This window comes from Nonomuraea sp. NPDC047529 (assembly GCF_040642995.1).
GTDB lineage: Bacteria > Actinomycetota > Actinomycetes > Streptosporangiales > Streptosporangiaceae > Nonomuraea.
Window position 1 is genome coordinate 202138 of sequence record NZ_JBEYTJ010000002.1, and the last position, 20500, is coordinate 222637.

The 20500-nt window shown below is 71.6% G+C and carries 19 protein-coding genes and 1 tRNA gene; 10 read left to right on the forward strand and 10 right to left on the reverse strand.

Annotated features, from left to right (window positions below; all coding sequences use genetic code 11):
- Nucleotides 1-53 precede the first annotated feature (53 nt).
- The 3 genes from ABZ815_RS04525 to ABZ815_RS04535 form a co-directional block, all read right to left on the reverse strand.
- On the reverse strand, nt 54-1091 hold the full coding sequence (locus ABZ815_RS04525) for an NAD(P)-dependent alcohol dehydrogenase (RefSeq protein WP_357693897.1): 1038 nt from the start codon (nt 1089-1091) through the stop codon (nt 54-56).
- A gap of 141 nt (nt 1092-1232) precedes the next feature.
- A complete protein-coding gene (locus ABZ815_RS04530; RefSeq protein ID WP_357693899.1) occupies nt 1233-2006 on the reverse strand; it encodes an enoyl-CoA hydratase-related protein in 774 nt (257 codons plus the stop codon).
- Nucleotides 2007-2047: 41 nt separating this feature from the next.
- Entirely contained in the window at nt 2048-3145 is a 1098-nt protein-coding gene (locus ABZ815_RS04535; protein WP_357693901.1) for a nitric oxide synthase oxygenase, read from the reverse strand.
- 306 nt (nt 3146-3451) lie between these two features.
- Here ABZ815_RS04535 and ABZ815_RS04540 point away from each other — a divergent pair, with 306 nt between their 5' ends.
- Nucleotides 3452-3628 carry a hypothetical protein gene (locus ABZ815_RS04540; protein ID WP_357693903.1) on the forward strand — a complete coding sequence of 59 codons (177 nt, stop codon included), beginning with the start codon at nt 3452-3454 and terminating at the stop codon, nt 3626-3628.
- 117 nt (nt 3629-3745) lie between these two features.
- Here ABZ815_RS04540 and ABZ815_RS04545 read toward each other — a convergent pair.
- Nucleotides 3746-3820: transfer RNA gene (locus ABZ815_RS04545), tRNA-Asn, on the reverse strand.
- A gap of 126 nt (nt 3821-3946) precedes the next feature.
- On the opposite strand from ABZ815_RS04545, the gene ABZ815_RS04550 reads away from it, so the two are divergent.
- On the forward strand, nt 3947-4264 hold the full coding sequence (locus ABZ815_RS04550) for a YtxH domain-containing protein (RefSeq protein ID WP_357693906.1): 318 nt from the start codon (nt 3947-3949) through the stop codon (nt 4262-4264).
- 43 nt (nt 4265-4307) lie between these two features.
- Here the strand turns inward: ABZ815_RS04550 and ABZ815_RS04555 are convergent, their stop codons facing one another.
- Genes ABZ815_RS04555 through ABZ815_RS04565 form a run of 3 tightly spaced genes read right to left on the reverse strand, consistent with a single transcriptional unit; the run spans nt 4308 to nt 6243 of the window.
- Complete coding sequence (locus tag ABZ815_RS04555) at nt 4308-4781, reverse strand: hypothetical protein (protein ID WP_357693908.1); 474 nt, start codon at nt 4779-4781, stop codon at nt 4308-4310.
- Nucleotides 4778-6052 (reverse strand): hypothetical protein, encoded by a 1275-nt coding sequence (locus tag ABZ815_RS04560; RefSeq protein WP_357693910.1) that lies wholly within the window; start codon nt 6050-6052, stop codon nt 4778-4780. Before ABZ815_RS04560 ends, ABZ815_RS04555 begins: the two co-directional genes overlap by 4 nt.
- A gap of 32 nt (nt 6053-6084) precedes the next feature.
- A complete protein-coding gene (locus tag ABZ815_RS04565) occupies nt 6085-6243 on the reverse strand; it encodes a hypothetical protein (RefSeq protein WP_357693913.1) in 159 nt (52 codons plus the stop codon).
- Nucleotides 6244-6421: 178 nt separating this feature from the next.
- On the opposite strand from ABZ815_RS04565, the gene ABZ815_RS04570 reads away from it, so the two are divergent.
- From ABZ815_RS04570 to ABZ815_RS04600, 7 genes are read left to right on the forward strand one after another with little or no spacing between them, the layout of a single operon-like run.
- Nucleotides 6422-7588 (forward strand): hypothetical protein, encoded by a 1167-nt coding sequence (locus ABZ815_RS04570; RefSeq protein ID WP_357693915.1) that lies wholly within the window; start codon nt 6422-6424, stop codon nt 7586-7588.
- Nucleotides 7585-9765: a tetratricopeptide repeat protein gene (locus tag ABZ815_RS04575; RefSeq protein WP_357693918.1), complete on the forward strand. Its 2181-nt coding sequence runs from the start codon at nt 7585-7587 to the stop codon at nt 9763-9765. Before ABZ815_RS04570 ends, ABZ815_RS04575 begins: the two co-directional genes overlap by 4 nt.
- Nucleotides 9766-9797: 32 nt before the next feature.
- Complete coding sequence (locus tag ABZ815_RS04580; protein ID WP_357693920.1) at nt 9798-10619, forward strand: protein phosphatase 2C domain-containing protein; 822 nt, start codon at nt 9798-9800, stop codon at nt 10617-10619.
- Entirely contained in the window at nt 10612-11898 is a 1287-nt protein-coding gene (locus ABZ815_RS04585) for a VWA domain-containing protein (RefSeq protein ID WP_357693923.1), read from the forward strand. Before ABZ815_RS04580 ends, ABZ815_RS04585 begins: the two co-directional genes overlap by 8 nt.
- Nucleotides 11898-12536 (forward strand): FHA domain-containing protein, encoded by a 639-nt coding sequence (locus ABZ815_RS04590; protein WP_357693925.1) that lies wholly within the window; start codon nt 11898-11900, stop codon nt 12534-12536. Before ABZ815_RS04585 ends, ABZ815_RS04590 begins: the two co-directional genes overlap by 1 nt.
- Nucleotides 12533-13909, forward strand: coding sequence for a hypothetical protein (locus tag ABZ815_RS04595; protein WP_357693927.1), 1377 nt, complete (start codon nt 12533-12535; stop codon nt 13907-13909). Before ABZ815_RS04590 ends, ABZ815_RS04595 begins: the two co-directional genes overlap by 4 nt.
- The gene (locus ABZ815_RS04600) at nt 13906-14712 is read left to right on the forward strand and encodes a transporter substrate-binding domain-containing protein (protein WP_357693930.1); all 807 of its coding nucleotides are present in this window, start codon (nt 13906-13908) and stop codon (nt 14710-14712) included. Before ABZ815_RS04595 ends, ABZ815_RS04600 begins: the two co-directional genes overlap by 4 nt.
- Before the next feature lie 63 nt (nt 14713-14775).
- Here the strand turns inward: ABZ815_RS04600 and rpoD are convergent, their stop codons facing one another.
- Nucleotides 14776-15912, reverse strand: a complete 1137-nt coding sequence (gene rpoD / locus ABZ815_RS04605; protein WP_357694643.1) for an RNA polymerase sigma factor RpoD — start codon at nt 15910-15912, stop codon at nt 14776-14778.
- A 321-nt stretch (nt 15913-16233) separates the two neighbouring features.
- A complete protein-coding gene (dnaG, locus tag ABZ815_RS04610) occupies nt 16234-18075 on the reverse strand; it encodes a DNA primase (RefSeq protein WP_357693931.1) in 1842 nt (613 codons plus the stop codon).
- Between the two features lie 237 nt (nt 18076-18312).
- On the opposite strand from dnaG, the gene ABZ815_RS04615 reads away from it, so the two are divergent.
- Nucleotides 18313-19173 carry a M23 family metallopeptidase gene (locus ABZ815_RS04615; RefSeq protein ID WP_357693933.1) on the forward strand — a complete coding sequence of 287 codons (861 nt, stop codon included), beginning with the start codon at nt 18313-18315 and terminating at the stop codon, nt 19171-19173.
- A gap of 49 nt (nt 19174-19222) precedes the next feature.
- Here ABZ815_RS04615 and ABZ815_RS04620 read toward each other — a convergent pair whose 3' ends face one another.
- A complete protein-coding gene (locus tag ABZ815_RS04620; protein WP_357693935.1) occupies nt 19223-20443 on the reverse strand; it encodes a deoxyguanosinetriphosphate triphosphohydrolase in 1221 nt (406 codons plus the stop codon).
- Nucleotides 20444-20500: the final 57 nt, after the last annotated feature.

Sequence of the window (20500 nt, forward strand, 5' to 3'; positions counted from 1 at the left end):
AGTGCTTCTCGGCGCTCCTCAGTGCTTCTCGGCGCTCTCTGGTGCCCTTGCCGTCACTGGAAGGCGATCATCACCTTCACCACGTCGTCGAGCTTCTTGTCCGAGACCTCGAAGGCGCGTTCCATCTCCTCGAAGCCGAACGTGTGGGTGGTCAGGGGCGTGGGATCGAGCCGGTCGCCCTCCAGGATGCGCAGCAGGCGTTCCATGCGCAGCCGTCCGCCCGGGCACAGGCCGGTCGTGATCTTCTTCTCCGCCATGCCGACGCCCCACTCGACGCGCGGGATGCGGACGAACTCGCCCTGGCCGTAGTAGCCGGTGTTGGACACCGTCCCGCCCGGCTTGGTGATCTTGATCGCGGTCTGGAAGGTGGCGTCCGCGCCGAGCGCCTCGATGGCGGTGTCCACGCCCTGGCCCCCGGTCAGTCCGAGGACGCGCTCGACGACGTCCTCGGTGGTGAAGTCGACGATCTCGTCGGCGCCGTAGTCGCGGGCGAGCCGCTTGCGGCGGGGCACCGATTCGACCCCGATGACCAGGCCCGCGCCGCGCAGCCGGGCGCCGGCGGTGGCCATGAGCCCCACCGGGCCCTGGGCCAGCACGGCGACCGTCCCCCCGATGGGGATGTCGCCGTTCTCGGCGCCCATGAACCCGGTCGAGAGCATGTCGGCGCAGTAGACGGCCGTCTCGTCCGGCACGCCGCCGGGGATCTTGGCCATGTTGGCGTCGGCCTCGTTGACGTGGAAGAACTCGGCGAAGACGCCGTCCTTGGAGTTGGCGAACTTGAACCCGCCGAGCGGGCCGCCGGACTGCGACGGGTGGCCGTTCTGGCAGGCGAGATCGCCCCAGTCGGGCGTGATGGCCCCCACCAGGACGCGGTCGCCCGGCCGGAAGTCGCGCACCTCGCCGCCCACCTCGTGCACCACGCCGACGGCCTCGTGCCCGAGCGTCAGGTCGGTGCGCGGGCCGATGCCGCCCTGGACGGTGTGGGAGTCGGAGGTGCAGATGAGTGCGGTGGTGGTGCGGACGACGGCGTCGCGCGGGCCCGGCCGCGGCACGGGTTTGTCCATGAAGCCGACCCGGCCGATCTCCCTCATGACGAATGCCTGCACCGCGCCCCCCGAACCTGCCCCGCGCCCCCGCTTCGCCGTGAAGCTCCCGGACACGCCCTGCCTACCCGGCGGGGCTCGTCGTCTAACCTCGGCGCGCGCCGGCCGGACCCCCTCCGGCCTGCGGTTTCACAGCGCCGGGAAGTTGGGCGGGCGCCGCTCCAGGAAACTGGCGACGCCCTCGGCGAAGTCGGGCCGCCCGAAGGAGGCCAGCATCTCGTGGACGGCCTTCCTGGCCGACTCCTCCAGCGTGGTGTCCCAGTCGTGCCACACCTGCCGCTTGATCACCGCCATGGACGCCGGCGAGCTGTGCACGGCCAGCTCCCTCGCGTACTCCTGGGCCTGCTCCAACAGCGACTCCCCGGGCACCGCCCGGTTGGCCAGACCCAGCTCGTACGCCTCCCGCCCGCTGAACACCCGGCCCGACAGCAGGACGTCCATGGCCCGCTGCTGGCCCATGACCCTCGGCAGCACCCAGGACAGGCCGTACTCGGCGACCAGGCCGCGGCGCGGGAACGCCGTCGTCCACTTGGCCTCCTCGGCCGTGAAGACCAGGTCGCAGACGAGCGCGTGCACCATGCCGAGCCCGGCGCAGGCCCCGTTGACCGCGGCGATGATCGGCTTGCCGATGGTCGTGGGGAAGGTGTTGGGCCGCGGGTCGGGGGTCTCGTCGTAGGAGCCGGTCTGGATGGCGGCGAGCGTCCTGAAGTCGGCTCCGGCGCAGAAGCCCTTGCCCGCGCCGGTCACCACGACGGCCCGGACGCCGGGGTCCTTCTCGGCCTCGGCCAGCAGGTCGAAGTAGCGCCGGCCCATGGCGTCCGTCCAGGCGTTGAGCGTGTCGGGACGGTTGAAGGTCAGCGTGAGCACGCCCCGGTCCGACGATGAGAGCACGAGTTCCGCCATGCGCTAACCGAACCATGTTCTGGGCCGGGCTGGCAAGCGCGTCACCGGGTGGGGTGGCGGTGCACGTAGGCGGGGGTCAGCTCGCAGGTGTCGTAGTACCGGTGGAAGACCGGGGTCGCGCCGCCCGACAGCGGCGGGACGATCCACGACCAGTCGGCCGGGCAGCGGCGTCCGGCGCGTTCCTCGCGTTCCAGGTGGGTCAGGAAGCGCCGGGACTCGGTGTGGTGGTCGGTGATCGTCACCCCGGCCGTCTCGAACGAGTGCAGCACCGCCACGTTGAGCTCGACCAGCGCGTGGTCGCGCCACAGCGAGCGCTCGGTGGAGGTGTCCAGGCCGAGGTGCTTGGCCACTTCGGGGAGCAGGTCGTACCGGTCGGCGTCGGCCAGGTTGCGCGCCCCGATCTCGGTCCCCATGTACCAGCCGTTGAACGGCGCGCACGGGTAGCAGACGCCGCCGATCTCCAGGCACATGTCCGAGATGACCGGCACGGCGTGCCAGCGCAGCCTCAGCTCCGCGAACCACGCGTACTCGGGGTGCAGCAGCGGCACCTCCAGCACGGCGTCGCCGGGCAGGTTGCACAGCAGCGGGTCGCCGAGCCCGGCCCGCACGATCAGCGGCAGCACGTCGAACCGGCCCGGCCCGCCGCGCCACCCGAGCTCCTTGGCCAGATCGGTGAGCCCGGCGTTACGCGGGTCGCCCAGGACGCCGCCGCCGTCCAGACGGTGCCCGGCGTAGCGGACGAGCTGGTCGTTGAGCACCCGCGGGCCCGGCATGGCCGGGGTGTCCGGGGCGAAGACGGTGATGGTGGGCCTGATGCGCCCCTCCCCCGTCGCCTCCCGCAGGTGCGCCACGCACTCCACCGCCACGCCCTCCGCGGTCGCCACCTCCCGCCGGTCGCGCAGCTTCAGCGAGCGCCAGTACAGGCGTCCGATGCACCGGCCGCTGTTGCGCCAGGCGACCCGCGCGCCGAACTCCAGCTCCTCGAAGGTGTGGGCGTACGTGCCGTGGCGGGCGACGTCTCTGGCGACGTCGCGCAGCCGGGCGGCCAGGCCGCCGGCGGAGGGGTTCTCGGCGTGGAAGAGCCTGATGAAGCGCTCCGCCTCGCGGACGTCCGTGGTGCGCTCGAACAGCGCGTGCACGGCTTGCACATCGAAGGGACGCAGGGATCTGATCCAGGTACGCACGCGGCAACCAACACTTCTCCGTCAGCGGAGCGCCCCGCCGATTCCGGGTCGGCGGCACGTCCTGCGGCGGCGCCCTCTCCACGCCACCTTCGACGACTTCCCGCGGCTGCCGGCCATACCCGACCGGCTCCCCCATCTTCCGCCCCAACCCTCCCCTTGTCCCCCAAACCCCAAAATCCCGTAACCCACCAACTACAACCCGTACACTCCACGCGCCGCCTCGCACGATCTTGTCGGTGGCGACGTCTACGCTCCCCGTTCATGAGCAACGACGAGACCCGCACCGTACGCCTGACGCTCGACGTCACCGACTACGACGTCGCCGGTCTCCACGACTACCGCGTCCGGTACCACCTCAAGAACACGGGATGGGAAGGCGCGGAGCCCATCGTCGTCCAGGCCACGGGCGGTGCCCCTGAGTACTACCTCGCCCCGTAGGACCGCGGTCGAGGACCTGGGCCTTGAGTGAGGGGAACGCGTCGTCCGAGACCGTGGGACGACACCCCGGAAACGACTCAGGCCCTCCACCTGTCTCCAGGTAGAGGGCCTGACCACTGGCTCCCGCGATAGGACTCGAACCTATAACCTGCCGGTTAACAGCCGGCTGCTCTGCCGTTGAGCTACGCGGGATCGAACGTTCGCCCTGCTGGTCGGGCTTGTTGGGCCCTTCCTTCGTGCGCAGGAATAGATTAGCGCACTCCGGGAGTGCGTGTCGCATCGCAACTGGGGTAGGCCGGGAGACAGCGGAGGTGCAACATGCGTTATCGGATGACATTTGCGGTCGGTCTGGCGGTCGGTTACGTGCTCGGCAGCCGGGCGGGCCGCGAGCGGTACGAACAGATCAAGCGGGCGGCCCAGCGGGTGGCCGACAGCCCGAGGGTCCAGGAGGCCGCGGGCGTGGTCGGCGCGCAGGCGTCGAAGCTGGCCGGAGCGGCCAGGGAGAAGGTGGGCGGAACTCTTCAGGAGAAGATCCCGTTCCTCGGCTCCGACGGCCATCACAGGTCCGGCAGCGGCTGGCCCGAGGAGGAGGATCTCGCGGAACGGAAGTCCCGCGAGACCGGCATCCCCTACTGAGGCCGAGACCCCGAGATCCGGCGCGGCACGGACGTGTGACCCCTCACACGCCCATGCTGCGCCGGACGCCTTCCAGGGCCTGTTCGGCCTGCGCGCGCAGCCCCGGGTCCGCCGGATCGAGCCCCTCGTCGAAGACCAGGGTCCAGCCCAGCACCTCGCCGCCCGGCGGACGCCTGGCCACCAGCCGTACGCCGCCGCGCCCCGGCAGGCTGACGCGCTTGTTGACCACGATGGTGGAGTTCACCCGCTCGCGCACGGTCTCCGGCACCATCCGCGGCTCGGCGACCCGCTCGAAGTACCGGGCGCCGCCGACGGTGACGACCCGCAGCCCCTCGTCGTCCCACGACGCCTTGTCGATCTCCTCGTACGGCACCCGCGTCCCGTCCGACAGGAACAGGGCCAGGTTGGTGGCCACCAGGTGACCGTCACCCGTCTCGGTGAACGTCAGCACCCGCTCCCCCGGCCGGACGTCCAGCGATCGGCGCACGTCGGCGGGCAGGCGGCGAAAAATGCTCATACCTCCACGGTATCGGCGAGCAGGTCGAGGGTGAGCGCCGCGCTCCACGAGAAGTCCCTGCACCCGCGCCCGCTGCCGTCGAAGGGATCGAAACACTCGCGGAACCCGGCCTGCCGGACGAGCCGCAGGGTGCCGTTGGCGAGCTGCCGCCCGAGCTGGTCGAGCGAGTGGACGGCGGCGGCCCGGCGTAACAGCCAGTTGGTGTTCACCCAGGACGGCCCGCGCCAGTAGCGGGTGCGGTCGAACTGGGCGGCGCGGATCTCGCAGCTCGGCACCGGGTAGCCGGTCGCGCCCATGAACCGGGCCGACTCCAGCACCTCGACGCAGGCGTGCAGCTGGTCGCTGGGCAGCCCGGGATCGAGCAGCGGCCCGAACGCGCCCACCGTGCAGACCTTGATCAGCCGGTCGGAGCGCAGGTCGCGGGGGTAGAAGCAGCCGTCCCAGAGCCGGTCGAGCATGGCCTGCCTGATGCGTTCGGCCTGTTCGGCGTGGGGCGCGGGATCGGCGCCGGCCAGCGGCGCCAGCTCGGCCAGCGCCTGGCAGGAGGCGAGCCAGATGCCGTTGAACATCGGGTCCTCGACCGCGAACGGGTGCTCGTCGCGCAGGTACTCGGCGCGGTAGCCGGCGTCGCGGTAGCGCATGGCCAGCCAGACGTAACGGTCGTGGTCGCTGTCGGGGTGGCGGTCGGCCAGTTCCACGTTGCGGTAGCCGTAGCCGATGACGGGCAGCGCGGCGAGCGGCTGGTCCCAGACCGGGCTGTCGTCCATGCCCGACTCCCAGGGGTGGACGATGGCCGCCAGCCCCGCGCCGCCGAGGTCGCGGGCCGAGGCGAGGTAGTGGTGCTGGGCGACGAGCAGCGGGAAGGTCCGCCGGACGAACCCCACGTCGCCGGTGTGCCGGTAGAGCCACCGCAGCGCCAGCGCCTGCAACGGCGGTGAGGTGAGCCCGGAGGTGCCGACCCTCGGCGCGGACTCGTGCTCCTGCGAACGCCAGACGGACGGCCCGGGGAAGTACGCCTCGCGCGTGTGGAAGACGATGTGGGGCACCATGCCGGTCGCCCACTGGCCGCTCAGCAGGCTGAGCAGCTCCTCCCGGGCGCGCTCCGGACGGTGCCTGGCCAGGCCGATGACGACGAACGCGGAGTCCCAGCTCCACTGGTGCGGGTACAGGCCGGGCGCGGGCACGGTGCCGCTGCCCGTCCAGTTCGCCTCGAGCACGGCCAGCGCCTCGCGCCCGAGCGCGGCATCGTCAACCGCCGGCCGCGCCTCCATTCACTCACTATGCCTTGGGAAGCGGGCGGAAGCTACGGCCTTTGGGCCCACTTCGCGACGAACGTGACACCGAGGACGACGGCGCCGATGATGAGAGCCCACTTGAGAAGCGTGAAGACGAAACCCACGAGCGGGCCGACGAGAAGCAGTGCGACGATGATCGCGGCGATGATCAGAAGGATGCGTGCCATGTCTCCACGGTAGGAGATCCTTTAAGCCGTTTGCAGGTGACCGAGGGTTGAATCAGGGACAAGTCAGGGTCACCCCTACCCATTGGAACCAACCGGTCAAGCCTCCCGTTGATCCGGTAGAACCACCGGGGCATCGGGGGCCCTCTTCACGGGGAGCGTGATGAGTCTGGGACCGCCCATGAGCAGGGAAGGCGCCGAGTACGCGCTGCGCGCTCGGGCCGACGAACGCGACCGGATCTCCGGCGACCTGCTCGACCTCGAATCTCACACCACCTACCAGTTGCTCAAGGGCGCGGCGCTGGACGGGACGACGCGGCAGCGCTGGACCGCCGTCCAGGCCGCGCTGGCCCGGCTGTGGCTGCTGAACGACGCCTACCGGGCCGTGCTGCGCGAGGCCGAGCAGGTCAGGGCCGTACGGGCGAAGCCGGGCGCGGAGCAGCTCGACGAGCTCACCCGGCTGCTCTCGGGGCCGTCCGTGGTGCTGCGGGCCGCGGCCAAGCCCGTCGAGCAGCGTTCGCTGCTGCCCGAGGCCGACGAGCGGCTGACCCTCGACGAGACCGTGGCCCGCATGGACGGCGCGTTCCGCGAGGTCACCTCGGCGCTCAACGACATCGACGCCGTCTGGAACGCCGTCCTGCCCCGGCTGGACGACGCCGACCGCGCGCTGCGCGAGCTCCGCGACCTGGAACGCGAGCTGGGCGAGAGCGCCGGCCTGGACGCGCAGGAGTCGCAACTGCGGCGGATGCGCGCGGCCCTGCTCGCCGACCCGCTCGGCGCGGGCGTCGGCCCCGACCTCGGCGGGGTCGCCCGCGCGCTGGCCGAGGCCCGCGCAGAGGTCGACCAGGCGATCGTGGTCAAGCGCGAGTACGCCAGGCGCCGCGAGGACCTGGTCGCGGCCCTCGACCGGGTACGCGCGGCCGAGAGCGAGGCCAGGCTGGCCCACGGCGCGGTGGTGGTCAAGATCGCCCTGCCGCCGCAGGCCCGGCCGCGCAGCCGCGTCGAGGAGCTGACCGGCGAACTGGACGCGCTCGACGCCTCGGCCGACACCTGGGTGGTACGTGCCAGGCGGCTGGCGGCCGTGGAGAGCGAGGCGGCGAAGGCGGCCGACCGGGCGCGGGCCACCGCCAAGGCCCTGTACGGGCTGGTCGGCAGGCGCGACGAGTTACGCGGCCGGCTCGGCGCCTGCCAGGCCATGGCGGTACGCAAGGGCATGGCCGAGGACCCCGCCGCCACCGCGTGCTTCGAGCGGGCACGATCCCTGCTGTGGACCGCTCCCTGCGACCTGACCGAGGCTGCCGCCGCGGTCGAGACCTACCAGCGCGCGATACACGGAGGTAAGCCATGACCCGCTGCGCGCAGCCGGGCTGCACCGGCACCATCGAGGACGGCTACTGCGACCTGTGCGGCAACGCGGCGGCCGCGCCACCGGCGCCCGTGTCCGTCCCCCAGCAGGTGTCAGGGCCCATCTCGGGGCCCATCTCGGGGCCGCTCTCGGGGCCGCTCTCGGGCCCGGTGAACACCCAGCCGGTGAGCCGGTCGCTGACCTCGCCGGTGAGCAGCAGCGGCAGGTCGCGGGCCGGCGTGCTGGGCGGCATCGCCGACCTGCCGTCCGTCCCGTACCGGGATCCGGCGACGGCCGTGATGGCCGATCCGCAGGTGCCGGAGGAGAAGCGGTTCTGCGCCAACCCGGCCTGCGGGGAGCCGGTGGGCCGGTCCCGGCAGGGCCGTCCGGGGTTGACGGAGGGGTTCTGCCCGCACTGCCGCACGCCGTACTCGTTCACCCCGAAGCTGGGCAAGGACGACATGGTGGCCGGGCAGTACCGGGTGCTCGGCTGCCTGGCCCACGGCGGTCTCGGCTGGATCTACCTGGCCGCCGACGAGAACCTGGACGGCCGCTGGGTCGTCCTCAAGGGCCTGCTCAACACCAACGACGCCGAGGCGCTGGCGGCGGCCGAGGCCGAGCGCAAGTTCCTCACCACGGTCGACCACCCGAACATCGTCAAGATCCTCAACTTCCAGCTCTCCGGCGGCCTCGGCTACATCGTCATGGAGTACGTCGGCGGCCAGTCCCTGCACGAGCTGCGCCGCAAGGGCCCGCTGCCGCTGCGCGAGGCCCTGATCTACGGCCGGGAGATCCTGCACGCCTTCGGCTACCTGCACGAGAACGGCCTGGTCTACTGCGACCTCAAGCCGGCCAACGTGATCAGGGTCGGCCGGCGCCTCAGGCTGATCGACCTGGGGGCCGTCCAGCCGATCGGCTCCCCGCCCGGCACGTCCTGGGCGACGGTCGGCTACCACGCGCCCGAGCTGGACACCCATCCCTCGTCGGTGTCCTCCGACCTCTACACCGTGGCCAGGACGCTGGCGGTGCTGGCGATCCCGTCCTGGAGCCCGGCCAAGGGCGGCGTGGCCAGCCCGCTGCCGCAGGACTGCGGGCACGAGTCGTTCGCCCGGCTGCTGCGCAAGGCCACCGCGCCCAACCCCGCCGACCGGTTCCAGAGCGCCTGGGAGATGGAGGAGCAGCTCGTCGGGGTGCTGCGGGAGATCAGCGCGGCCGAGGAGGGCGTGCCCTTCCCGGCGCCCTCGACCCTGTTCGGACCCGAACGCTCGGCCGTGTGGACGGCGCTGTCGGACTCGCGCCAGGAGGTGTTCGGCCCGCTCGACCCGGCCGCGGTCGCGGTCGAGCTGCCGGTGCCGCACGTCGATCCGCTCGACCCGGCGGCGGGCCCGCTGGCGGGCCTGCTCGGGTTCGACGGCAAGGAGCTGTTCGACCAGCTCTCGGCGATGCCGCCGACGCCCGAGACCCGGCTCATGCGCACCCGGCTGCTGGCCGAGGCGGGCGCGGCCGAGACGCCGGCGGCGCTGGCCGAGCTGGAACGTCAGCTCCCCGGCGACTGGCGGACGACCTGGTACCGCGGCGTGCTCGCGATGGCCACCCGCCAGACGGACACCGCGGTGACGATGTTCGACGCGTGCGTGTCGGCGCTGCCCGGCGAGCTCGCGCCCAAGCTGGCGCTGGCGTTCGCGCTGGAATGCGCGGGCAGGCAGTCGGCCCACTGGTACAACGCCGTCTGGCGGACCGACCACTCCTACGTCAGCGCCGCGTTCGGGCTGGCCAGGACGGGCCGCGTCAACGTCCTGGACGAGGTGCCGCCCACCTCCAGCTACCGGGTGGCGGCGCAGGTGGCGCTGGCCGCCTCGGTGTTCCGCCGGACCGACCTGAGCACGCTGTCGGCGGCCGACCTGGTCGGCGCGGCCGGGCGGCTGGCCAACCTGGTCGACCTCGACCCGCGCCGCCGCGACCTGCTCACCACCGAGTTGCTGCGCTGCGCGCTGGCCTGGCTGGAGAACAACCCCGCGCCGCCCGGGACGAAGCTGGCCGAGGCGGACTTCACCGAACCGGGGCTGCGCAGGCGGCTGGAGTCGATCTTCAGGAAGCTCGCGGTGGCGGCCGGCTCCCGCCACGAACGCCACGCGCTCATCGACGAGGCGAACGCCGTACGACCGAGGACGTGGCTGTGATGGAACCCGTACCGAACGCCCAGAGTTGCCCGATGTGCGCCTCCCCCGTCGTCCAGGGGGACGTCTACTGCGAGCGGTGCGGGCACGCGCTCGGCGCCCCCGTCTGCACCTCCTGCGGCGCGGCCGCGGTGGACCCGGAGGGCTACTGCGAACGCTGCGGCGTGCGCCAGCCCACCGGCCGGGACCACGCCGAGACCGTGCTCGACGGCGGGGCCGCCGCCGTGACCGACCGGGGGCTGCGGCGGGCCCGCAACGAGGACGCCGTGGCGCTGCTGACCACCGGCGACGCCGTGGTGACGGTCGTGTGCGACGGCGTCGGCAGCTCGCCGCGGGCCGACCAGGCCTCGGCCGCGGCGGTGGAGACCGCGGGCGCCGCCCTGGCCAGGGGGACGTCCGCGCAGGAGGCGTTCGAGCTGGCCGGCAAGGCCGTGGCCGCGCTGGCCACGTCCGTGGACGACGCGCCCGCCTGCACCTACGTCGCCGCGGTCGCCGGCCCCGGCGGGATCACGCTGAGCTGGGCCGGGGACACGCGGGCGTACTGGCTGCCCGGCGCGGACCCCGGGCAGGGCGTGCTGCTGACCGAGGACGACGTGGTCCCGACCGGCGAGATCACCGCGTGGCTCGGCGCGGATTCCGGCGAGGTGTCGCTGCATGTGCGCACGCTCGCCCCGGGGGCGCCCGGCCTGCTGCTGGTGTGCAGCGACGGGCTGTGGCGCTACCTGGACGGCTACCGGTTCCCGCACACGGGAACCCCCCTCGACATGGCCCGCGAGATGCTGCGCCACGCACTGGCCTCCGGCGGCCAGGACAACGTGACGATCGTTCTCATCCCCCTAGGAGAAACGCATGGGTGACCAGCCCACGTTCACGCTGAACATCGACCAGAACAAGTACCTGTCCACCGACGCCCGCGAGGTGCACGCGGTCCTCACCGTGGCCTCCTCCGGCGGCGGCTTCGCCCAGGCCGCGCCCACGGAGGCGGCCGAGGTGATCATCGTCGACACCTCCGGCTCGATGAGCGGCGGCAAGATCCGTGAGGCCCGGCAGGCCGCGGCGGCGGCCGTGCACGCGCTGCGCGACGGCGTGTACTTCGCGGTGATCGCCGGGACGGAGAAGGCCAAGGTCGTCTACCCCGGCGGCAACGCCAACCTCGTCAGATCCACACCCGCCACCCGGGCCGAGGCCGAGCGCGCGATCAGCCGGCTGCTCGCGCACGGCGGCACGGCCATCGGCGAGTGGCTCAAGCTGGCCGGGCACCTGCTGAGCGCGTACCCGAACGCGATCAGGCACGCGCTGCTGATGACCGACGGGCAGAACAACGAGCGTCCCGAGGTGTTCGGGGCCGTGCTGCAGGGGTGGAGCGGCAAGTTCGTCTGCGACAGCCTGGGCGTGGGCGACGACTGGGTGCCCGCCGAGCTGCGGAAGGTCGCCGAGGCGATGCTCGGCTCGTTCGAGTTCGTACGGAACCAGAGTGATCTGGCCGAGTTCTTCCGCCGGGTGACGCAGACGTCGATGAGCAAGACCGTGGCGGACCTGTCGCTGCGGGTGTGGGTGCCGCAGACGGCCAAGCTGAAGTTCGTCAAGCAGGTCTCCCCCACGCTGCTCGACCTGACCGGCAAGCGCACCGACGTCAACCCGCTGACCGGCGACTACCCGACCGGCTCGTGGGGCCAGGAGGAACGCGAGTACCACCTGTGCGTGGAGGTGCCGCCGGGCCAGATCGGCCAGGAGATCAGAGCGGGCTGGGTCAAGCTGGTGCGCCCCGACACCCAGGACGTCGTGGCCAGCGGCAACGTGCTGGCCCAGTGGACCGACGACCTGGCGCAGTCCACACAGATCAACCGGAAGGTCGCCCACTACACCGGCCAGGCCGAGCTGCACGAGCTCATCCAGGACGGCCTGAGCGCCCGCGCCGCCGGCGACGTTGAGGCCGCGACCGCGCGCCTGGCCAAGGCCAGGGAACTGGCCGCCGAGTCGGGCCGCGAGGACACCGCCCGGCTGCTGGAGAAGGTCGTGGAGGTCGATCCCGCCACCGGCACGGCCCGGTTGCGCCGGAACGTGGACAAGGCGGACGAGATCGAGCTGGACACCGGTTCCGTCCGCACCAGCCGGCTGCGTAAGGACGAGGGCTGATGGCGACCTGTCCCCAGGGGCACGCCTCCGGCTCCGACGACTACTGCGACGTCTGCGGCGCGCAGATGGGCGGGACCGCCGCCCCGTCCCAGCCCCAGGCGACGGCGGCGGCCCCCGGCGGCGGTGACGACGCCTGCCCGGTCTGCCAGACGCCGCGCGCCGGGCAGTTCTGCGAGGTGTGCGGCCACGACTTCACCGGCGGCGGGGGCGGCGTCCCGATCCCCGTGCGAGGGGCGCGATGGGAGGCCGTCGCGGCCGCCGACCGCACCTACTACGAGAAGGTGGTCGCCGAGGGCGGCCCCGACGCGGCGCGTATGGCCTTCCCGCCGTACTGTCCCGAGCGCTCGTTCGGGCTGGTCGGCGAGCAGGTGCGCATCGGGCGGCGCAGCAGGGCCAGGAACCTGGCGCCGGAGATCGACCTGACCGGCCCGCCCGAGGACCCGGGCGTGTCGCACCTGCACGCCGTGCTGCTGGGCCGGCCCGACGGCACGTGGACGCTGGTCGATCCCGGCTCGGCCAACGGCACCCAGGTCAACGGCAGGACGGTCGAGATCAACACGCCCGTCAGGGTCGGGCCGGGCGACCGGATCCACCTGGGCGCCTGGACCGTCATCACCATCAGGGAGGGGACCCCGTGACCCTGGTGCAGAACCCCGGTCCCCTGGTCCAGGCGGGAGCCGCGCCCCCGCCGCACCGCAACGTGCCCGGCCGCATCCGCGTGATCTCCGGCGTGACGGTGGCGGCGCTGGCGCTGCTGTTCGCGGCGCTCGGGGTCGGCAGCCTGACCGCCGGCGACGGACTGCAGGTCATCGGCCGCGACGCCGGACCGCAGGTCGTCGCCACCGCCGGGCTCTACCTGGCGCTCAGCGACATGGACGCCCAGGTCGCCAACGCGCTGGTCATGGGCGACCAGTACGGCCAGCAGCGCCGCGTCGCCGTCGACCGGTACGAGCGGCGGCGTTCGGAGGCCAACCAGGCGCTGCTGAAGGCGTTCGAGCTGGCCGGCGACAACGCGGCCGATCGGCGGACCGTGCAGTCGGTGCTCGACGGGCTCGGCCGCTACGAACGGCTCGCCGGGCAGGCGCTCCTGCTGAACGAGCAGGCCCGGCACGCGCCCGGCGCGCCGCCGGAGAACGTGGTGGGCACCTACCGGCAGGCCACCGACCTGATGCGGCTGGTGCTGCTGCCGCAGGCCTACAACCTGACCCTGGAGAGCGGCACGATCGTCCGCAGCACCTACGACGAGAAGAACGCCTGGGTCCCGCTGCTGCGGACCGCGGTGCTGCTGGCCGGGCTGCTCGCGCTGGGCTGCCTGATCTGGCTCCAGGTCTTCCTGGCCCGGCGCTTCCGCCGGGTGTTCGGCCCGGCGCTGCTGGTCGCCACGCTGGCCACGGCGGTCTCGCTGATCCTCGGCGCGAACGTGCTCGGCCAGGACCAGGAGGACCTGCGCACGGCCAAGGCACAGGGCTTCGACTCGGTGCTGACGCTGGCCAAGGCCCGCGCGATCAGCAACAGCATGCAGGGCGACCAGAGCCGGTACCTGCTGGACAAGGAGCGCGCCGACACCTATGAGCACACGTTCCTGGACAAGTCGCAGTCGGTCGTCTACTACGAGTCGGGCAACCTCACGCAGTACCACGCGAAGGTGGCCGGCGACTCCGGGGACGCCCTGGGCATGCTGGGGCCCGAGCTCACCGGCGTGGAGGGCGGGCGCGTGCTGGACGCGTACAAGGCCTTCCAGCAGGCCGACACCTCCTTCCGGGAGCTGGCGCTGGCCGGCCGGACGGCCGAGGCCGTGACCGCCAAGCTCGGGCCGGTCACCGCCGCGTTCGACGCCTACGACCGGTCCCTGGTGGCGCTGGCCGACCGGCACGAGCACACCTTCGACCGGGCCATCGACGCCGGCGAGAACGCGCTGGACAACCTGTGGCGGCTGCTGCCGTTCGCGATCGCCGGGATCGGGCTGCTGATGATCGCCGGGGTGTGGCCGAGACTCAAGGAGTACCGTTGAAGCGGGCACTGGTAGCGGCGCTGGCCCTGGTCGCGGTGGTCACCGCGGCCTGCGGGACCGGCGACCGGGAGTCGATCCTCGACAAGGACTCCCTCGTCATCGCGGTCCGCCCCGACCTGCCGTCGGTGGGCTTCCGCAAGCCGGACGGCACCTTCGAGGGCTTCGACGTCGACGTCGCGCGCTACGTGGCCAAGCGGCTGGGCAAGGACTTCAAGCTGATCCCCGTGCTGGCGGGCGATCGGGAGAAGGTGCTGGTCCAGGGGCGGGCCGACCTGGTGCTGGCGACGTACACGATCAGCATGGACCGTAAGGCGAAGGTGCTGTTCGCGGGGCCGTACCACGTCTCCTACCAGGACATCCTGACGCGGCCGGACGACAGGGTGGACAACGTCCGGGAGCTGAAGGGCCGCCGGATCTGCGCCGTGGAGGGCTCGAACGCGGCCGAGCGGGTCGTGAAGGAGCGCAGCGTGGCGGCCGAGCTGGTGCCGTTCAAGGACTACGCGTCGTGCCTGAGCGCCCTGAAGAGCAGGCAGGTGGACGCCGTGACCACCAACGACGTGATCCTGGCCGGCCTGGCCAACCAGGACGGCTCGGGGCTGCGGCTGGCCAACGCCCAGTTCAACGAGCAGCGCACCGGGGTGGGCCTGCACAAGGACGACGTGCCCGGCTGCGAGGCGGTGAACCGGGCGATCACCGACATGTACCAGGACGGGACCGCGGGCAAGCTGCTGCACAAGTGGTTCGGCAAGGCGGGACTGCACCTGGACAACATCGCCGTACCGCAGTTCGAGGGCTGCTCCTGAAGAACCGGCTCCGGCATGCGGACGGGCCCGGCGCGCTCGCCGGGCCCGTCGCGGGTCGAAGGGTCAGTCCAGGTAGTCCTTGAGCATCTGCGCGCGCGTCGGGTGGCGGAGCTTGGCCAGGGTCTTCGACTCGATCTGCCGGATGCGCTCCCGCGTCACGCCGAACTCCCTGCCCACCTCCTCCAGCGTGCGCGGATGCCCGTCGGCCAGGCCGAAGCGGAGCTGGATGATGCGCTGCTCGCGGTCGGACAGCGTGGCCAGGATGTCGTCGAGCTGGTCCTGCAGCATGATGAAGGCGGCGGCCTCCATGGGCACGACGGCGTCGGCGTCCTCGATGAAGTCACCGAGGTCGGAGTCCTCCTCGCCGATCGGCGACTGCAGGGACACCGGCTCCTGGGCGATGCGCTGGATCTCCACCACGCGGTCGACCGGGAGGTCCATCTCCTTGGCGATCTCCTCGGGGATGGGCTCGCGGCCGAGATCCTGGTGGAGCTGACGCTGCACTCTGACGAGCTTGTTGATGGTCTCCACCATGTGCACCGGAATGCGGATGGTGCGCGCCTGGTCGGCGATCGCCCGGGTGATCGCCTGTCTGATCCACCAGGTGGCGTAGGTGGAGAACTTGTAGCCCTTCGTGTAGTCGAACTTCTCGACCGCCCGGATGAGCCCGAGGTTGCCCTCCTGGATCAGGTCGAGGAAGAGCATGCCGCGCCCGACGTAGCGCTTGGCGATCGACACCACGAGCCTGAGGTTGGCCTCGATGAGCCGCTGTTTGGCCCTGGTGCCCTGCCAGACGAGCTCCCTGAACTCCGGGAAGGCCAGGCGCGAGACCCCGGTGGCCAGCTTGTCCTCGGCGAACAGGCCGGCTTCGATCGACTTGGCGAGCTCCACCTCCTCCTCGGCGGTCAGCAGGGGGACGCGACCGATCTCGCGCAGGTAGATGCGGACGAGATCGCTGGTCGGCGCCCGCTTGCCTACGTCCTCCTCATCGGCGCGGGTGGATTCCTCGTCGCCCTGGGGCTCAAGGACCTCCACGCCGTTCTCTGCGAGCATCCGCACGACGCGTTCCAGCGCGTCGGACGGCAGCTCGGATCGGTCAAGCGCGGCGGCGACGTCATCGACGGTTACGCTTCCGCGCTCCCTTCCCTTCGCGACGAGGTCCGCCACCTGATCTACCGATGGCGGCCCGCTTGGCAGCACCGATGCACCCACGGGAGACAGTCTGCAGTATTGGTTCCATCAAATGGCAGACCCATTTTTGTTGCGGAAGGTAAGACGATCAGCATTACCGAATTGAGATCGAGTAAAGGTTTGGCCGGAGTTTGATCAGGAAAGAAAAGTCAATTACGCGGTCTGGAATCAGACGTCCGGCGAGGCATGACGGCCGGACGTATCTCTTTCGCTGCCCGCAATGCCCGAGATGCGCCTTCACGGCAGCGCGGGCCGGCCGGAATTCCCCGGTCAACCACTCTGGTTCACCGCCTGCCCCCGCTGCCGAACTGTTATCAAAGGCCCCCGCGGTCAGCTTCCGGCGGCGCGGTCGCGCAGCACCCGGCGCTGCTGCTCCAGCGCGACCAGCTCGCCGAACAGCTTGTTGTACTCCTGCTGCTCCTCCACCGGGTTGAGGCGCTGCATGCGGGACTTGACCTGGGCGATGGCCCGGTCGACCGCGATCGCCTCGATGGCCGCCAGCATGGCCCCCGCGTAACGCTCCTCGGCGTGCGCGTCGGCCTGGATGGGCTCCACCGCGAACCTCGTCACGAGCCCCCTGGCGCCCTCGTCGTGGGCGTGCTCCAGCAGCCGGTCGACCCACTCACGGCCGCCGTGACCGGCCGAGCCGGCGCCTCCGGCGGCCTGGATGACCTTGTGCAGCGCGACGTGGTCGGGGGCGGTGAACGCCTGCGGGTCGAGGGCGTCGAAGCGCGGCCCGAGCAGCGCGGGCCGCTGGACGGCCAGCTTGAGCAGCTCGCCCTCCACCCGCACGCTCGGATCGACGGGGGCCGCCTTGGGGGCGCGCTGGGGACGGCCCTGCTGGGTGTTGGCGACCTCGCCGATGCGCTGCATGACGAACCGCTCGTCCATGAACCCGAGCCAGCGGTCGAGGTCGATGGCGTAGCGCTTGCGCAGGCCGACGTCCTTGATCCCGGCCACGATGGGCGCCGCCGCGTCGAGGGCGGCGATCTTGCCCTCGTTGCTGCGCAGGTCGTAGCGGGAGATGGTGCTCCTGATGGCGAACTGGAACAGCGGCTCGCGGCTGGCGATGAGGTCGCGCACCGCCGCGTCGCCCTGCTTGATCCGCAGGTCGCACGGGTCGAGCCCGTCGCTCTGCACCGCGACGTAGGTCTGCGTGACGAACTTCTGCTCGTCGGCGAAGGCCCGCAGCGCCGCCTTCTGGCCGGCCGCGTCGCCGTCGAAGGTGAAGATGACCTCGCCCCGGAACTCGGCCTGGTCGAGCAGGAACCGGCGCAGGATCTTGATGTGCTCCTCGCCGAACGACGTGCCGCAGGTGGCCACCGCGGTCGGCACGCCGGCCAGATGGCAGGCCATCACGTCGGTGTATCCCTCGACGATCACCGCCTGGGCGCGCTTGCTGATCTCTCGTTTGGCGAGATCAATGCCATAAAGGACCTGGCTCTTCTTGTAAAGCGGCGAGTCAGGCGTATTCAGATATTTCGGACCATCGTCGGAATCGAGCAACTTGCGGGCGCCGAATCCGATCACGTCACCCGTGGCGTCCCTGATCGGCCAGATCAGCCGCCCCCTGAACCGGTCGATCGGCCCGCGCCTGCCCTCCTTGGCCAGGCCGCCCTTGACCAGCTCGTCGGCGCTGAACCCGCGCCCCATCAGGTGACGCGCCAGCGCCTCCCACTCGGCCGGGGCGTAGCCGACGCCGAACGTCTCGGCGTCGGCGCGCTCGAACCCGCGCTCGGACAGGAACCGGCGCCCCGGGGCCGCGTCGGGCCCGAACAGCTTCTCGGCGTAGAACTCGGCGGCCACCCGGTGGGCCTCGATCAGCCGGGCCCGCTCGCCGTGGTCGCGCTTGGGGACGTAGCCGCCCTGCTCGTACTGGAGCTGGATGCCGGCCCGCTGGGCCAGCCGCTCGACCGCCTCGCCGAACGGCAGGTGCTCGATCTTCTCGACGAACGTGATCACGTCGCCGCCTTCGCCGCAGCCGAAGCAGAAGTACATTCCGCGCTCGGGGGTGACGTTGAAGGACGGGCTCTTCTCGTCGTGGAAGGGGCACAGGCCCTTGAGGTTGCCCCCTCCGGCGTTGCGCAACTGGATGTGTTCGCCGATCACGTCGGCGATGGGTGAACGCTCACGTACGAGCGCGATGTCGACATCACGGATCCGGCCAGCCACGCCGGTGAGTCTATTCCGCCCGACCGACGGTTCCGCCCCCCCGCGGGCTGTGCCGCGGCCGGTGAACGGCGAGGCACGGGCGGTGGACGGCCGGGGAAGACGCGCGTCACCTCTGGGTTGCTAAAGCGGGAAACTGGTGATGCGGAGTCCCGTGGTCGGCTACAAAGGTGAGGGTTGTCGGTGGAAACGGTGACACGGGTGAGGAAAACTATGCGTTCCGGGCATATCGCACGGTGGGTGGCTGTCGCCGCCGTGCTGCTCACCGGCGCCTGCGCCCAGGCGACCGGGGTGGCGGGCGTCAGCGCCCAGTCGCCCTCCACGGCCCCGGCCACGAGCACGCCCACCCCCACGCCGGCGGTCACCGCCACCATCCCCTCACCCGGCCCGTCCGACCAGGGCGCCGAGCAGCCGCCCAAGGGCGACGACCCGGTCAAGGTGCCGCCGCCCAAGCTGTCGAAGTTCACCTACGCGTTCCCGGTCAAGGGCTGCGCCAGCACCTACCAGCGCGCCCTGCTCGTGCTGCCCAAGACGACGATCTGGGCCGCGCAGGGCTGCTCGTTCGTCGCTCCCGTGGGCGGCGTCGTGGACGAGGTCAACGTCAAGAACCGGTGGACGCCCTCCACCGACAAGGGCGCCGACCGCGAGGGCAGGTTCGTCACGATCATCGGCGACGACGGCGTGCGCTACCTCGGCGGTCACCTCGACTCCGTCGCCGCCGGCGTCCGGCCAGGGGTGCGCGTCAAGGCCGGGCAGCTGCTCGGCCGGGTGGGCAGGTCCGGCAACGCCCGCGACACCGGCTCCAACCTCTACTTCGCGATCTCCTGGAAGACCGGCCCGGCCTACTGGTGGGTCCGCCGGGGCATGGTCGAGCCGTGGGACTACCTGGACGCCTGGCGGTCCGGCAACCGCACGCTCTCCCCGCGCAAGGAGACGCTGGGGCTGCGCGGCAGGCTCGGCGAGACGCCGCGCTGCGCGGTCCAGTGCAAGTCCAAGAAGGTGCCCCAGGCCAGCAAGAAGCCCAGGAAGCCGCGGACCGACGACACCAAGGACGACGATCCGGTCACGACGGAGCCGACGTCGACCCCCTTCGGTCAGTGACGACGCCCGGCCTGATCAGCTCCTGGATCCCCGGCACGGCGGGGTGCCGTCACGTCGACAGGCGGCGGTGCCAGGCCACGGCCGAGGTGTCGGTGAGGGAGGCGATCTGGTCGATCACGACCCGCACCCGGGCCGCGTCGTCGGGGGCCTCCAGGAAGGCGGGCCGGAAGGCGGGTTCGAGCGTGCCGGGGGCGCCGAGCGTGATCAGCGAGGCCAGCTCGGTGATCAGCTCCCGCTGCCTGGCCTGGTTGGCGTGGTGGCCCTCGGTGGTCATCACGTAGTGGGCGGTGACGCCCTTGAGCAGGGCGCACTCCATCAGCGTGGCGCGCGGCACGACGAGGTCGGCGCGGTGGCGGGCGCCGTGGACCTCCTTGGTGGCCGTCTGGGCCGAGCGGCAGAACCGGCCGATCAGGCCGCTGGTGAGCGCCTTGAGGCCGGCCAGGTCGGCGAGCGTCGCCTCGAAGCGGCGCGGCCACAGCGGGTCGGCGATCAGCTTGGCGAAGACCTCCTCCAGCTCGTTGAGGTCGGCGCCGGGCGCGTACCAGGTGCGGGTGATGCGGGCCACCGCGCCGCGCTCGACGGGCGACTGGAGCGCCTCGGGCGTGACGTGGCCGGAGTGGAGCGCGTCCTCCAGGTCGTGGACGGAGTAGGCCACGTCGTCGGCCCAGTCCATGATCTGGGCCTCGAAGCTCACCCGGCCTTCCGGGGCGCCGTCCCTGATCCACTCGAAGACCGGCAGGTCGTCGTGGTAGACGCCGAACTTCGGGGACTTCTCGCACGTCCAGGGGTATTTGACGGCGGCGTCGAGGGCGGCCCTGGTGAGGTTGAGCCCGGCGCTGCGGCCGTCTTCGGTGAGGACCTTGGCCTCCAGCCTGGTGAGCAGGCGCAGGCTCTGGGCGTTGCCCTCGAAGCCGCCGCACGAGGTGGCCAGCGCGTTGAGCGCCACCTCCCCGTTGTGCCCGAACGGCGGATGGCCGAGGTCGTGGGCCAGGCACGCGGTCTCGACCAGGTCGGGGTCGACGCCGAGCGTGGCGCCCATCTCCCTGCCGACCTGGGCGCATTCGAGCGAGTGCGTCAGCCGGGTGCGCGGGATGTGCTGGCCGCCGCCGAGCGTCTCGCCGGGGCCCACGACCTGCGTCTTGGCCGCCAGCCTGCGCAGCGCGGCGCTGTGCAGGACGCGGGCGCGGTCGCGTTCGAACGCGCCTCGTCCGGGGTTGCCGGGTGGTTCCGGGACCCATCGTTCCTGGTCGTGCTCGTCGTAGTACGACATTTCTGCAGTGATTTTATCCAGTTTCCCGTCTCCGCTAGTGTCAAGCCTCGCGAGAAC

Coding starts and splice junctions, on each gene's coding strand:
- ABZ815_RS04525 (WP_357693897.1), bottom strand. CDS start 1,091: ATGAGGGAGATCGGCCGGGTCGGCTTCATGGACAAACCCGTGCCGCGG.
- ABZ815_RS04530 (WP_357693899.1), bottom strand. CDS start 2,006: ATGGCGGAACTCGTGCTCTCATCGTCGGACCGGGGCGTGCTCACGCTG.
- ABZ815_RS04540 (WP_357693903.1), top strand. CDS start 3,452: ATGAGCAACGACGAGACCCGCACCGTACGCCTGACGCTCGACGTCACC.
- ABZ815_RS04550 (WP_357693906.1), top strand. CDS start 3,947: ATGCGTTATCGGATGACATTTGCGGTCGGTCTGGCGGTCGGTTACGTG.
- ABZ815_RS04555 (WP_357693908.1), bottom strand. CDS start 4,781: ATGAGCATTTTTCGCCGCCTGCCCGCCGACGTGCGCCGATCGCTGGAC.
- ABZ815_RS04560 (WP_357693910.1), bottom strand. CDS start 6,052: ATGGAGGCGCGGCCGGCGGTTGACGATGCCGCGCTCGGGCGCGAGGCG.
- ABZ815_RS04565 (WP_357693913.1), bottom strand. CDS start 6,243: ATGGCACGCATCCTTCTGATCATCGCCGCGATCATCGTCGCACTGCTT.
- ABZ815_RS04570 (WP_357693915.1), top strand. CDS start 6,422: ATGAGCAGGGAAGGCGCCGAGTACGCGCTGCGCGCTCGGGCCGACGAA.
- ABZ815_RS04575 (WP_357693918.1), top strand. CDS start 7,585: ATGACCCGCTGCGCGCAGCCGGGCTGCACCGGCACCATCGAGGACGGC.
- ABZ815_RS04580 (WP_357693920.1), top strand. CDS start 9,798: ATGTGCGCCTCCCCCGTCGTCCAGGGGGACGTCTACTGCGAGCGGTGC.
- ABZ815_RS04585 (WP_357693923.1), top strand. CDS start 10,612: ATGGGTGACCAGCCCACGTTCACGCTGAACATCGACCAGAACAAGTAC.
- ABZ815_RS04590 (WP_357693925.1), top strand. CDS start 11,898: ATGGCGACCTGTCCCCAGGGGCACGCCTCCGGCTCCGACGACTACTGC.
- ABZ815_RS04620 (WP_357693935.1), bottom strand. CDS start 20,443: ATGTCGTACTACGACGAGCACGACCAGGAACGATGGGTCCCGGAACCA.